The sequence below is a fragment of the Priestia megaterium NBRC 15308 = ATCC 14581 genome (assembly GCF_000832985.1).
GTDB lineage: Bacteria > Bacillota > Bacilli > Bacillales > Bacillaceae_H > Priestia > Priestia megaterium.
In genome coordinates this window covers 2,196,023-2,210,000 of record NZ_CP009920.1, presented here as the reverse complement: position 1 = coordinate 2,210,000, position 13,978 = coordinate 2,196,023, and the positions used below count along the sequence as shown (strand labels likewise).

The following is a 13,978-nucleotide window of genomic DNA, read 5'->3' as shown; positions in this document are numbered from 1 at the left end:
ATTGCATATGTTCAGTGATTTCTACCCCGTGTTCTTTTGCTAAAGCACGAGCTTCTTCAACAGATGTTTCTCCCCAGAAGTCTACGCCCGTATATTGTTTAATAGCATCGACCATATGAAGTCTTGTCCACTCTGGAGTTAAATCCACCTCTTGATGGCCATACTGAATCTTTGTTGTGCCAAGTACTTCTTGCGCAATGTGTGCAATTAAGTTCTCTGTTAAAGCCATGATGTCTTTGTAGTCCGCATACGCTTCGTACAATTCGATCATTGTAAATTCAGGATTGTGACGTGTAGATACACCTTCATTACGGAATACACGGCCAATTTCATATACTTTTTCTAATCCACCTACGATTAAACGTTTTAAATGAAGTTCAATCGCAATACGCATATAAAGTTCCATATCAAGCGCGTTGTGGTGTGTCACAAACGGACGAGCTGCTGCTCCACCTGCGATTGAATGCATCATCGGTGTTTCAACTTCTAAATATCCATGATTATCTAAGTAACGGCGCATCGATTGAATAATACGGCTTCTTGAGATGAATGTTTGTTTACTTTCTGGATTTGTAATTAAATCTAAGTAACGTTGACGGTAGCGCTGTTCAATATCTTTTAAACCATGATATTTATCTGGAAGTGGACGAAGCGCTTTTGTTAGTAACGTAAAATCTTTTACTTTAATAGAAAGTTCGCCAACTTTTGTTTTGAATAAAACACCTTCAACCCCTACCAAGTCACCGATATCTACGCTGCTGAAGATTTCGTACTGTTCTTCGCCAATTGCATCTTTACGTACATAAAGCTGAATTTGTCCTGTTAAATCTTGAACGTGAGCGAAACCTGCTTTTCCTTTTCCACGCTTTGTCATAATACGACCAGCTAGTGACACAGGTACTTCATTTTCTTCTAACTGTTCTTTTGTTAACTCGTCATACTCACTAATTAATTGCTGTGATGTATGTGTACGTTCAAAACGTTGACCAAACGGATCAATACCTTGATCTCGTAGGTTGCTCATTTTTTCGCGACGAACGAGAAATTGATCATTTAATTCTTCATGACTCATCGTTTACTCATCTCCATCGTATAATTAAGTTTTCCGAAACAGAAAAAAGGCCAGCATGTTTACTGGCAACTACTACGTTTCTTTAAAATTATTATAGGTTCAGTCGTTTCTCTATGTCAAATCGCTTTATTCTTGCTTCGCTTCTCTTTTTCTTCGATTTCTCTAACAAGCTACCGAATAAACCAACAACCTGCGAACCCAAACCTCAAAGTTTTCACTATGAACTCTACTTTACGCCAATATAAAAATGAATCAACTAATAAGATTCATTTTCACTTATGTAAATCATTACGATTATTTTCGAACATATCTAGTATACCCGTTGTTTGCTCTCGAAATAATTTTACATCTTTTAAATCTGATAAACGTGTTGTGATGATTTCAACTTTTTCTTCTGCTACAGGGAGAATAAGAGATGGAGCTAGTTCGTTTAGAGGAACCATCACAAACGCTCGTTCAAACATTCGGGGATGAGGGACGCTCAGTCTATCCGTATGAATGATTTCATTACTATAAAGTAAGATATCTAAATCAAGGGTTCTAGGTCCCCATACAATCTCTCTTTTTCGGCCTGCCGTTTGTTCAATGGCTTGCAAACAATCTAAAAGGTGCTCTGACGAATACGTTGTTTGTATTTTTACTACCATGTTTAAAAAGCTTGCTTGATTCGTATACCCGACCGGGGCCGTTTCATAAACAGATGAAACAGCCACTACCTTAATCTCAGAGTGTTTCATCAAGCCAGTAACTCCTGACTTCAAATGTTCCATTCGATTTTCAATATTTGATCCTAATGCAATATATACTTCTGTTGTCATTCAACGGCTCCTTTTAATTTCAATAGCTACCGATTGATAATAACCGGGAATTGGCGGATCCGGCTTATATACCTTTACTGTACAAGCCTGCACGAGTTCGTAATTAGAAAGCAATTCAGATGCAATCGTTTCAGCCACCGTTTCAACTAACTTGAACGTGCGCTTCTCTACAACTTCCTGGCATGTTTGGTATAAATCTGCATAGCTCACCGAGTATTCTAAATTGTCCGTAGTACCAGCTTGCTTTAAATCCAGTTCCACAGCTAAATCCACATGAAAACGCTGCCCTAATTTATTTTCTTCTGGAAATACGCCATGATAACCATAGAAACGCATATCATTCACATAAATTTTATCCATCTTTAGTCTCTCCTTTCGCTTTTATACATGTAGCTCGTGTCGACTCATTAGCGACATCGTGTAAGAGCGATACTCTTTTTGCAACTGAGCTATCAGCGTATGGTCTCCTACTGAAAACTGCTTATCCTTTATACTTCGAAGAGGTACGATTTCTTGAATAGAATTTGTAACGAAAGCTTCATCCCCCTCCAAGAGGTGTTCCACTGTAAATAAGCCTTCTACAACTTCTATGTTTTTCTTTTTTAAAAGCGTAAAAATAAACTGTCTCGTAATTCCATTTAAGATACCTGTTTCAAGAGACGGCGTATATACGCAATCACCTTTTACAAAAAATAAATTGGACACAATACCTTCGGCTAAGAACCCTTCTTTTGTTAAAAAGATACCCTCTTTATTTAAGTCTGAACCAACTTCTCGCTTAGCTAGTACATTATTTAAATAATGATGAGACTTTAACCTCATGGTTCCTTCAGGCGTATTTCGTTTCGTCTCAAGAATAAGCCCCTCTTTTACAAGGGGGCTCGATGGATGAGGCATTGATTTCATATATACGATTGTAGATGGCTTGTCGTATTCTTCCACTTGCAAGCCAATTCCGCCATTTCCTGCTGAGACATTTAATCGAACATACGCATTTCTCTCATTGTTGTTCATTAACAGACTATTAATGATTCCCAACACGTCCTGTGTAGAGTAGTCCCATACAATATTTAATTCACGTAAGCTGCTATGCAGTCGATCCAGATGGTCTTCCACTAAAAATGGATGACCTTCATAAACTCGTAACGTTTCAAACAGCCCTAGGCCATACATATATCCGTGATCAAACGGAGAAATAGTGGCTTCAGACGCAGGCTTTACTTCGCCATTTACGTATATATACATATCATTACACTCGCTTTTTTTCGTAAGTTTCAATAAAATTCTTCAGCATTTCTTTACCGTAAGAAGTCATGATAGATTCAGGATGGAACTGTACTCCTTCAATAGGTAATGATTTATGGCGAATCGCCATAATTTCATCTTCTGCTGTCCACGCTGAAATTTCAAAGCAATCCGGCAGTGAACTTTTTTCTACAATCAAAGAATGATATCGCGTTGCCGTGAACGGATTATCAAGACCTTTAAAGATAGTACGGCCATCATGATGCATTTCAGATGTTTTACCGTGCATTAATTTATCCGCACGAATCACATTCCCTCCAAAAGCTTGCCCAATTGACTGATGCCCTAAGCATACGCCGAATATTGGAATCTTACCTGCAAAATACTCGATGGCTTCTAGACTGATTCCCGCTTCGTTAGGACTGCATGGTCCCGGGGAGATCATCAAGAAATCTGGATTTAGCACTTCAATTTCAGAAAGTGTAATTTCATCATTTCTTTTTACAAGAAGCTCATGCCCTAGCTCACCTAAATACTGTACTAAATTAAACGTAAAAGAATCATAATTATCAATCATTAATATCATCTTTACTCACCCTCACTCAGCTCATTTTCGCTCTGCTCTTTTGCTTTCCATAGTGCAATTGCTTTTTTCAGTGATTCTTTGTATTCGTGTTTCGGATTTGAATCAATCACAACACCCGCTCCAGCCTGCACATAAGCTTGGCCGTCTTGAATAATCATAGTGCGAATCGCAATATTTAATTCCATATCTCCATTAAATCCAATCCAACCAATCGATCCTGTATAAATTCCTCGTCGAACTGGTTCAAGTTCTTCAATGATTTCCATTGTACGAACTTTAGGTGCTCCAGTAATCGTTCCTCCAGGAAAAACCGCATCTACGATATCTACAAAATCTTTGTTGTGCGCGAGCTTGCCTTTTACATTAGACACAATATGCATCACATGTGAATATTTTTCAATAACCATAAACTCGTCAACATGCACAGTACCATATTCGCTTACTCTACCAAGATCATTACGCTCCAAGTCAACAAGCATCACATGCTCTGCACGCTCTTTTTCGTTATGAATAAGCTCATCCGCTAACTGTTGGTCTTCTTGATCACCCTTACCGCGGGAGCGTGTTCCCGCAATCGGTCTCGTACTGATTTCATCACCGGCTTTTTTCACTAATAGTTCTGGTGAACAGCTCACAATGTGAAATTCTTCTGTCTGCATATAAGACATGTAAGGAGACGGGTTAATTTTTCGTACCTGTTCGTAGATATGCATAGGATGAGTTTGAAGCTGTTGAGACTGTCGAACAGATAAGTTCACTTGAAACACATCGCCTTGCCCGATATACTCATGTACGCGAGTTGTGGCATCTGAAAAAGCAGCTTCAGACATCGAAACCTCACTCTTTTCGGCAACACGATGAATCCGCTCATATGAGAGTCCTTCATCACTTGCCTCCATCCAGTCCTTTTTGTATTGATCAATACGCTTATGTGCCTGCTCTTTACAATCTGCTTCGTCATTAACGATAATCCAGAGCTTTTCCTTTTCTTGATCGTATACAAATACGTCATCGAAAATAAGAAAATAAACGTCCGGCGTTTTCAATGAATCTTCAGCAAGGTCAGGTATGGTTTCTACATAGCGGATATAATCATAGCTAATAAAGCCAATTGCTCCACCTTGAAAAGGAGGAAGATCTGGATTCACCTCTGTTTCAAACTTCTTCATCCAGTCTCGCATAAGATGAAGCGGATTACCTTTTTGAACAGTAGTTTGGTCATCCGTTTTGATATGAAGCTCGTTTTGTTCGCCTCGCAAAATGGCTACAGGTTTTAATCCCATCATTTGAAACTTTCCGCCTCGACCGCTTTCAAGCAGGATATGATTCGATTCCTCTTTTGACAACTCTTGATATTTTTTGAACCATTGGTTTTTAGAGATAGAAATAGATTCGCCCCAAGTCATTCTTTGCTGCATTTGTTCACTCTCCTAAAAATAAATCACCTGCTTTCATTTTACATGATTCTTAGATGAAAAAAAACAGCTTCATGTAGAAGCTGTTTTTTTATCGTTTTTATGCTTGTGTTTGTTCCTCGAATTGGAACAATGGAGTACTTAGGTAACGCTCACCATTACTTGGAATAATCGCTAACACTTTTTTACCTTTTCCAAGCTGTTTTGCAGCTTTTAACGCAGCATAAATCGCAGCCCCAGAAGAGATACCTACTAGTACACCTTCTGTTTTTGCTACTTTACGGGCATATTCAAAAGCTTGATCGTTTTGAACAGCGACAACTTCGTCATATACTTCCGTGTTAAGCGTATCCGGAATAAAGTTTGCACCAATTCCTTGAATTTTATGAGGCCCTGGTTGACCACCGCTTAAAATCGGAGAATCAGCTGGCTCTACCGCATAAATTTTGATATTTGGGTACTTTTCTTTTAACACTTCACCAGCACCTGTAATAGTCCCGCCAGTACCGATACCTGCCACAAATCCATCTAGCTGATCGCCAAACTGCTCGATAATTTCTTTAGCCGTTGTTTGACGGTGCACTTCTGGGTTCGCCTCGTTTTGGAACTGCTGAGGAATAAAGTAGCCGTGCTCTTTTGCAAGCTCAGTTGCTTTATTAACCGCCCCTTTCATTCCTTCTGGACCTGGTGTTAACACTAACTCTGCACCGTATGCACGAAGCAGATTACGACGCTCAATACTCATCGTTTCAGGCATTGTTAAAATAGCACGGTATCCTTTTGCTGCAGCTACCATTGCTAAGCCAATTCCTGTGTTACCACTTGTTGGTTCAATGATTGTGTCGCCAGGTTTTAACACACCTTTTGCTTCCGCGTCTTCAATCATCGCTAATGCGATACGATCTTTTACGCTGCTTCCCGGGTTCATAAATTCTAATTTTAAATATACATCCGCCATATCTTCTTCAACTAGACGGTTTAGTTTTACGATTGGTGTTTGACCAATTAACTCTGTAATTGAATTTGCAATACGTGCCATATGACCACTCCTAATACCAACTAATTTTATTGATTTTGTATACAATTTATCAGATGTTTTCTAAATTGTCAATCATTTTGTCTTTCCATTTACCTAATTTTGTTATATTTTTAGATCAATATATACAGAAATAGAACTTAATATCTATAAAAAAAGGCGCTCATTTATAAAATGACGCCTTTTAAGAATCTTTTATTTCATTTAAATTGCTTGCTCTTTCATTTCTTCAAGCTGCTTTTTATCAAAACGATAGGTCTCATTACAGAAATGACACTGGGCTTCAGCTTGGCCGTCTTCCTCAATCATCGATTGAATCTCTTCTTGTCCTAAACTGATAATAGCATTGGCAATTCTTTCTTCTGAGCACTGACATTTGAACTCTACAGGCATTGTCTCCAGAAACTTCACATTTTCTTTTCCAAGAACTTCTTCTAAGATTTCCTCAGGAGAAAGACCTTTTTGAATCAGCTTTGAAATTGGTTCAATCGTCTGTAATCGTTGTTCAATAGCTGTAATCGTTTTATCATCTGTTCCCGGCAGAAGCTGAATGATAAATCCGCCCGCAGCTAAGATCGTGTTATCAGGGTTAACAAGTACACCTACACCTACTGAAGATGGGACTTGTTCAGATGTCACAAAATAATACGTGAAATCCTCTCCTAATTCTCCCGATACAATAGGTACTTGTCCGTTAAATTGATCACGCATTCCGATATCTTTTACGACACTTAGCGTGCCATCTGTACCTACAGCACGTGCTACATCTAATTTCCCATGCTGATTTAAATCGAAGTGCGTTTGTGGATTCGTTACATATCCACGCACTTCCCCTTTAGCATTGCTGTCTACTAAAATAACGCCAATTGGGCCGCGGCCTTCAATTTTAATTGTTAGCTTTTGCTCACCCTTTAGCATAGCCCCCATCATGACTCCCGCAGTCATTGAACGCCCCAATGCTGCAGAGGCTGTAGGCCATGTATAGTGACGGCGCTGCGCTTCTCCAACTGTATCCGTTGTTTTTACTGCATAAGCGCGAACTTGACTATTGTAAGCTAATGCTTTTACTAAATAGTCACCCATAATATACACCTCTTACTCCATATTTTTTGTATAAATTATTTGCAATCCTTTTAAAGTCAAAAATGGATCCACAATATCAATAATATCCGACTCTTTAGCAATCAATGTTGCGAGTCCTCCAGTAGCAATAACTTTAGGATTTACTGTTGCTTGCTCTTTCATTCTTGCTACAATTCCTTCTACTTGTCCAACGTATCCATATAAAATACCTGCTTGCATCGCAGATACTGTATTTTTTCCCACAATGCTATTTGGTCGCGCAATTTCAATTCGCGGAAGCTTAGATGCTCTTGAATAAAGAGCTTCTGTCGAAATATTAATACCAGGGGCAATCGCGCCACCCATATATTGCTTATTTTCATCAATATAGCAATATGTGGTTGCGGTACCAAAATCAACGATAATTAAAGGGCTTCCGTATAGCTGAATTCCAGCAACAGCATTTACAATACGGTCTGCTCCCACTTCACGCGGATTTTCATATTTAATATTTAAACCCGTCTTAATTCCAGGACCAACAACAAGCGGCTTTAAATGAAAATACTTTTGACACATTCTCTCCAATGCAAACATAATAGGAGGAACAACAGAGGAAATAATAATACCATGAATATCTTTAAAAGATAAACTAACGTGCTCAAGCAAGGCTTTAATTGTCATGCCATACTCGTCTTCTGTTTTATTACGGCTTGTTTCTACACGCCAGTGATACTTCAATTCATCTCCATCGTATACACCTAATACCGTATTCGTATTTCCAACATCTAATACAAAAATCATTTCAATCACCACTTTATATAAATTCAGTATTCACACTGAAACCATCATACCATAACTGGTAAATAGACGTGTATATTCTAGATAAAATAGGAATATAATGACACGATTCTCTAGTGGATATCCTACTTATCCACCATATATACGAAAATCTTTTACCAAACCTAACTTTTGCCCATTAAAAAATCAGTGGAGAATATCTCCACTGATCTTTATTGTCTTATGCTTTTGGCTCTTCATCGTCTGTCTTTGTTTGGATGTTTACTTTAACATCTTCATCTGTTACGTGACTAGAACGGTCTGGAAGAGTTCCATGATCTACTAAGTGGTTGATTTGCTCAGCGTCTAACGTTTCTACTTCTAACAATGTTTGAGCTACAAGCTCTAACTTGTCACGGTTTTCCGTTAAGATCTGCTTCGCACGCTCATAGCTTTCTTTAATGAAACGTTGGATTTCATTATCAATTTCATGAGCAATCGCATCACTGTAGTTTTGTTCACTGTGTAAATCACGACCTAAGAATACTTGGCCTTGTTGTGATTGACCGAATTGCATTGGTCCTAACTTTTCACTCATACCGTATTCTGTTACCATTTTACGAGCGATGCTTGTTGCACGCTGGAAGTCATTATGAGCACCTGTACTCACTTCGCCGAAAATAATTTCCTCAGCTACGCGACCACCAAGCAATCCAACAATTTTATCCAGCAGCTCTGGCTTCGTCATAAAGTAGCGATCTTCTTTTGGTAACATAACAGCATATCCACCAGCTTGCCCACGTGGAACAATGGTTACTTTATGTACCATATCAGCTTCGTCTAATACGACACCGATAATTGTATGTCCTGCTTCATGATAAGCAACAATATTGCGTTCTTTTTTAGAAATAACTCGACTTTTCTTAGCTGGACCTGCAATTACGCGGTCTGTTGCTTCGTCAATGTCAACCATTTCAATTTTCTTTTTGTCCTGTCTAGCAGCTACTAAGGCAGCTTCGTTTAACAAGTTTTCGAGATCTGCACCTGAGAAACCTGGCGTACGCATAGCAATTGCTTTTAAGTTTACTGATTCATCTAAAGGCTTATTGCGAGCATGTACTTTAAGCACTGCTTCACGGCCATTTACATCTGGACGATCTACCGTAATTTGACGGTCGAAGCGGCCTGGACGTAATAACGCTGGATCTAAGATATCCGGGCGGTTTGTTGCTGCAATGATAATGATACCTTCGTTAGCACCAAAACCATCCATCTCAACAAGCAATTGGTTCAATGTTTGTTCACGCTCATCGTGTCCGCCACCAAGACCTGCGCCACGTTGACGACCTACAGCATCGATTTCATCAATAAAGATAATACATGGAGCATTCTTCTTCGCATTTTCGAATAAATCACGAACACGAGAAGCACCCACCCCAACAAACATTTCAACAAAGTCTGAACCACTGATAGAGAAGAAAGGAACGCCTGCTTCACCAGCAACAGCTCTTGCTAATAATGTTTTACCAGTACCAGGAGGTCCCACAAGTAAGACACCCTTCGGAATTCTTGCACCTAGCTCTGCGAATTTACGAGGATCTTTTAAGAACTCAACAACTTCCACAAGTTCTTGTTTTTCTTCGTCTGCACCAGCTACGTCTTTAAATTTAACCTTCTTCTTTTCTTCGCTGTAAAGCTTAGCCTTACTTTTACCGAAGTTCATAACGCGGCTTCCGCCACCTTGAGCTTGGTTCAGTAAGAAGAAGAATAGGATGAAAATAATAACAAACGGAATGATTGACGTAAAGAACGTTACCCAGCCGCTTGTTTCATCAGCAGGTTTAAAATCAACTTCTACTTGATTATTTTCTGAAGCAGCGTCAATCCGATCAAGTGCTTTGTCACCATCTACGATGTAAGTTTGGAACGTTTGATCCTTTTTATAAGAATCTAACTTCCCTTGCACAACATACACGCCTCTTTCAGGCTTCATAGAGAGTGATTTCACATCACCTTTGTCTAAGTGTTGAACAAATGTATCGTATCTCATTGGTTCTGCTTTTTGATTAGAGCCACTAAAGAAGCTTACCACGCCAATAATGACTAAAAATATAAGTAAATAAAAGATGGTATTACGGAAGATCCGATTCATTTCTTACCTCCTCCCACGATAAACAAATACTGTATTCAATACTAACATAGAACATTTATCCTATCCAATAAATTGCACTTGGATATGTGCTTATTAATTGCTGTATACTTGCGGTTTAAGAACCCCAATATACGGCAGGTTACGATATTTTTCTTGATAATCTAATCCATACCCTACTACGAATGCATCAGGTACTTCAAATCCAACGTAATCTGCTTTAATAGATGCTTTACGACCTGTTGGTTTGTCTAAGAGTGTGACAATCTTAATTGACTTAGCTTTACGGTACTTGAATAACTCTACAAGATAGCTAAGCGTTAAGCCGCTGTCGATAATATCCTCTAAGATAAGAATATCTCGACCTTCAACTGATGTATCTAAATCTTTTAGGATTTTTACTTCACCAGAAGAAACCATTGCATTGCCATAACTTGATACATCCATAAAATCCATTTCTAAATATGTATCAACACGCTTAATTAGATCAGACATAAAAGGCATAGCGCCTTTTAATACACCGATTACCAAAGGAAAACGGTCAGCGTATTCCTCAGATAATAGCTTACCCAATTCTTTTACTTTCTGTTGTATTTCTTCTTCTGAAATCAAAATTTCTTGAATATCCTGCTTCATTCCTTACTTGCCTCCTAGAAGTTTTCGCTACTTATAGTATAAAATAACATATCTGGACTTATGTGTATGCAGTTCATAAGCAGATTTTTTCAAACCAGGTAGCCACAAAATAGTTCCTTGGCTATCTTCCACTACCGGCCAATGATCTCTGAAGTGTAAAGGGATTTTTTCATCGATAAAAATATCCTTTACTTTTTTATGTCCCTTCATGCCCTTTACTCGCATTTTATCGCCATTTTTTCGTGTCCTTACCTTTAATGATTGTAAATCGTGAGCTTCATCTAAAAGAAAAACATCGTTTCCTTTTATATCTTCGACTTTATTATGTATTTCACAAATAAGCTGGTGACCATTTGGAAGCTCGACGACCCCTGGAATCGGAACAATAAATTCATATGGCTCGATGTTCCCCTCATTAAAGGTGAAAAGACAGTCGTTGTAAGATCGGATAATACGTAAACCATTTGGAAAGTCAAGCGTCCCAGACGGTTTTTCACTTTCGCAAAATCCTACTAACATGTCAACATGCGCTGAGGAAAGGGTTGGAGGAATTTCTTTATAGAGATAGTTTAATATTAGTTGAATACCACGCCTTTGTAAAGGCTTGCGTATCCTTAGAAAACAATCTCTATCGATGAGAATTTCATTTTGCAATTTCTTTCTCATTACTTTATTCATCACATCGGTCGTTAATTCCTCTAAGTATGCTTGATCTTCATGCAAGTTCTCGCTAAATTGTTGAAATTTTTCATGTACAGCTGCGTTTTCTTGCTTTAAAAATGGCAAAACGTAATGACGAAACCGATTTCTCGTGTACGAGTCTTTCTCATTACTCGGATCAATCCGAGGGGTAAGCCCATGTAGCTTACAGTAGCGATTGATTTCTTCTTTCGTTACGGCTAGGAACGGCCTAATAATAAATCCATCCGCATATGGCCGCTTGGGCTGCATCCCTGCGTATCCATTCATCGTACTGCCTCGGACCATTCGCATTAACATCGTTTCAATCTGATCATCTCCGTGATGTCCTAATGCAAGAAAATTTGCTTTGTGCTTCTTCATAACATGAGTAAAAAATGTATAGCGGCATTCCCTGGCTGCTACTTGAGAAGATAACTTTCTTTCCTTCTGATAGGCAGTAACATCAATCTGCTTCGCCTCACATTTAATATTCAATTGTTTGCAGTAGTTCTGCACATATTCCATATCTTGCTGTGACTCTTCGCCCCGGAACATATGATCAACATGAGCAGCAATAATCGTGAGAGATTTTTGCTCTTTCAGACTCCATAAGAAATGCAGCAGTGCTAAAGAATCAGGACCACCAGAAATACCTACAACCACTGTAGAGCCTGCGGATAATAACTGATGTTTTGTCATAAAATTGTTCACTTGCTTTTCCATAAGAATGACTCATCCTTATAATGTACACGCAATAATGTATCATTAATTTACTTTATACGAATGACTATAAGGAAAGTTTCACAATTTCTCCAAACTTTATAGCACTTGAATAAATAGATACAAAATATAAATCAACATTACAGACGTACAAAGTAGTAGCGTCTCTAACACGTGAGAACGCTTCTTCTTTACTTTAACACGAGGGGCAGACGGTTGACGAACGTTTTGAGGCTTTGTTCCTTTACTTTTTGCCCCTCTTCTTTTTTCGACCGATAACACCTCTGTTTTCATTTCTTTAGCTGACTTATACTTTCCCGTAACCGCTTGATACAAAACGTCCCCGAAAGGTTCCAACTGCTTTGTTGTTAATATAAATTGTTTTAATTGTTCAGCCGGTTTGTCCGTTTTATTAATTCGCTTGCCATAAGCTGCGTGAATCAAAACCATAGATACAGCAAACAAATCATAGGTTGGTTCTGCTTTTCGGGAGCCAAGCCCCCAGTGCGCTCGATCATAAAAGTCGGTGAATTCTTTTATTGACCGCCCTTGCAGAGTTGTTCCTCCTACGTCAATCCATCGAACTTTTACGGGGTTAGATGTTACGACCAGGTTTTCTGGTTTTAAATCACCAAATACCCATCCTTCTTCATGAAGGTTTTCTAAGTCTGTTAAGAGCTGACTTGCAAATACTTGCAGCCATTCTGTCCCTCTTGTTGAGATAAAGGAAAGGAGAGGCTGCCCTTTCACATACTCCATTACATAAAAAGAAAGAGCATGAGAACCGTAGCTCCAATCATCTACATCAAGTAAGCGTGGTCCTAGCACTTTGTCTTTGACTTGAGAGAGCTTTTTTAACACATTCACTTCTGCTGTAACGGACATGTTGGAAAAGCTTATTTTTAACGCTGCTAGCGTTCCGTTTACTAATTGAACTAAATAGACAACTCCAGTTGCCCCCACGCCTAATTTCTCAAGAATTTTATAATGGACGTGATGCCATTTTCCTTGAATTTCTGTTCCCGGAGATAGGTTACATACCTGATTCTTCAATGTATTGTTCATTATTTTTTAACAACCCTCTCAATGAGCGCTTTTTGGTGAAATAATGAGTAGCCTCTTTGATAGCCGGTCCAGTAGGCGTAATACCTCCTGCTGTTAGTTTCGGAAAAATCGTTGAAAGCGACTCTAACCTTGGATTCCAGTCCATTAGCTTCTCTACGTCTTTCTTTTTCCCAGGAAATAAAAAGATTGAAAATTGATTATGCCCCATGCGAGCATTCAAGCTTAACGATAAATCTAACAGCGACTCCTTTACAGTAGGAAGCTTATTTTTCATACTTCCGCTCATGTCAACTAAAATAAGAATCTCTAAGTCAACCGTTTCCCCAAGTTCATCAACAACTTCCATGATTTCTCCTCGCTTCTCAGGAGATAACTCTTCTAATCTTGAATTAGAGGAACCTAGAATTTGCTGAAGTTCTTTATTTACAACACCTTGAAGTGTTTGCGTCATTGCCTGCCTTGTAACCATTTGAACAGTTTGAGATAGCTGTTTTACGTAAACAATTTGACTCACGCCACCGCCTGACATGGCAATGCCTTCTATTTCATTCGTACTTTGCTCATCAATTGTGTCCTCTTCCATCACACCAATAACGTTTACACTAATCCCTTGTTCTTTAGCTAGTGCTGCCATTGCTACCGGATCTTCACCTGTATTCGAACCACCGTCCGTAATGACCAACATCTGTTTCAATGTACCTTTTTTCATAAAAAAA

At 38.8% G+C, this 13,978-nt stretch carries 14 protein-coding genes (1 of these 14 only partly in view); all 14 read right to left on the bottom strand.

What is annotated here, in order from left to right:
* On the bottom strand, nucleotides 1–1,072 hold the 5' portion of the coding sequence (gene lysS / locus BG04_RS11935) for a lysine--tRNA ligase (RefSeq protein WP_034654938.1). 413 nt of this gene lie to the left of the window's left edge; the window shows 1,072 of its 1,485 coding nt (coding positions 1–1,072); it begins with the start codon at nucleotides 1,070–1,072; the stop codon falls past the left edge of the window.
* A gap of 272 nt (nucleotides 1,073–1,344) precedes the next feature.
* A complete protein-coding gene (folK, locus tag BG04_RS11930; protein ID WP_034654936.1) occupies nucleotides 1,345–1,890 on the bottom strand; it encodes a 2-amino-4-hydroxy-6-hydroxymethyldihydropteridine diphosphokinase in 546 nt (181 codons plus the stop codon).
* The gene (gene folB / locus BG04_RS11925) at nucleotides 1,891–2,250 is read right to left on the bottom strand and encodes a dihydroneopterin aldolase (RefSeq protein ID WP_016762714.1); all 360 of its coding nucleotides are present in this window, start codon (nucleotides 2,248–2,250) and stop codon (nucleotides 1,891–1,893) included.
* Nucleotides 2,251–2,271: 21 nt separating this feature from the next.
* A complete protein-coding gene (gene pabC, locus BG04_RS11920; RefSeq protein ID WP_034655331.1) occupies nucleotides 2,272–3,135 on the bottom strand; it encodes an aminodeoxychorismate lyase in 864 nt (287 codons plus the stop codon).
* Between the two features lie 4 nt (nucleotides 3,136–3,139).
* Nucleotides 3,140–3,721, bottom strand: coding sequence for an aminodeoxychorismate/anthranilate synthase component II (pabA, locus tag BG04_RS11915; protein ID WP_013054890.1), 582 nt, complete (start codon nucleotides 3,719–3,721; stop codon nucleotides 3,140–3,142).
* A 2-nt stretch (nucleotides 3,722–3,723) separates the two neighbouring features.
* Nucleotides 3,724–5,139: an aminodeoxychorismate synthase component I gene (gene pabB, locus BG04_RS11910; RefSeq protein WP_034654935.1), complete on the bottom strand. Its 1,416-nt coding sequence runs from the start codon at nucleotides 5,137–5,139 to the stop codon at nucleotides 3,724–3,726.
* A gap of 97 nt (nucleotides 5,140–5,236) precedes the next feature.
* The gene (gene cysK / locus BG04_RS11905; RefSeq protein WP_034654934.1) at nucleotides 5,237–6,175 is read right to left on the bottom strand and encodes a cysteine synthase A; all 939 of its coding nucleotides are present in this window, start codon (nucleotides 6,173–6,175) and stop codon (nucleotides 5,237–5,239) included.
* Between the two features lie 201 nt (nucleotides 6,176–6,376).
* Nucleotides 6,377–7,255, bottom strand: a complete 879-nt coding sequence (hslO, locus tag BG04_RS11900) for an Hsp33 family molecular chaperone HslO (protein WP_013054887.1) — start codon at nucleotides 7,253–7,255, stop codon at nucleotides 6,377–6,379.
* 12 nt (nucleotides 7,256–7,267) lie between these two features.
* Complete coding sequence (locus BG04_RS11895; protein WP_013054886.1) at nucleotides 7,268–8,035, bottom strand: type III pantothenate kinase; 768 nt, start codon at nucleotides 8,033–8,035, stop codon at nucleotides 7,268–7,270.
* 217 nt (nucleotides 8,036–8,252) lie between these two features.
* Nucleotides 8,253–10,163, bottom strand: coding sequence for an ATP-dependent zinc metalloprotease FtsH (gene ftsH / locus BG04_RS11890; protein ID WP_013054885.1), 1,911 nt, complete (start codon nucleotides 10,161–10,163; stop codon nucleotides 8,253–8,255).
* Nucleotides 10,164–10,256: 93 nt separating this feature from the next.
* Entirely contained in the window at nucleotides 10,257–10,796 is a 540-nt protein-coding gene (gene hpt, locus BG04_RS11885; protein ID WP_013054884.1) for a hypoxanthine phosphoribosyltransferase, read from the bottom strand.
* A 27-nt stretch (nucleotides 10,797–10,823) separates the two neighbouring features.
* Nucleotides 10,824–12,200, bottom strand: coding sequence for a tRNA lysidine(34) synthetase TilS (gene tilS, locus BG04_RS11880; RefSeq protein WP_013081349.1), 1,377 nt, complete (start codon nucleotides 12,198–12,200; stop codon nucleotides 10,824–10,826).
* A gap of 96 nt (nucleotides 12,201–12,296) precedes the next feature.
* The gene (locus tag BG04_RS11875; RefSeq protein WP_034654932.1) at nucleotides 12,297–13,262 is read right to left on the bottom strand and encodes a protein kinase domain-containing protein; all 966 of its coding nucleotides are present in this window, start codon (nucleotides 13,260–13,262) and stop codon (nucleotides 12,297–12,299) included.
* Entirely contained in the window at nucleotides 13,231–13,971 is a 741-nt protein-coding gene (locus BG04_RS11870; RefSeq protein WP_013054881.1) for a VWA domain-containing protein, read from the bottom strand. The genes BG04_RS11875 and BG04_RS11870 overlap by 32 nt, the downstream gene beginning before the upstream one ends.
* Nucleotides 13,972–13,978 lie beyond the last annotated feature (7 nt).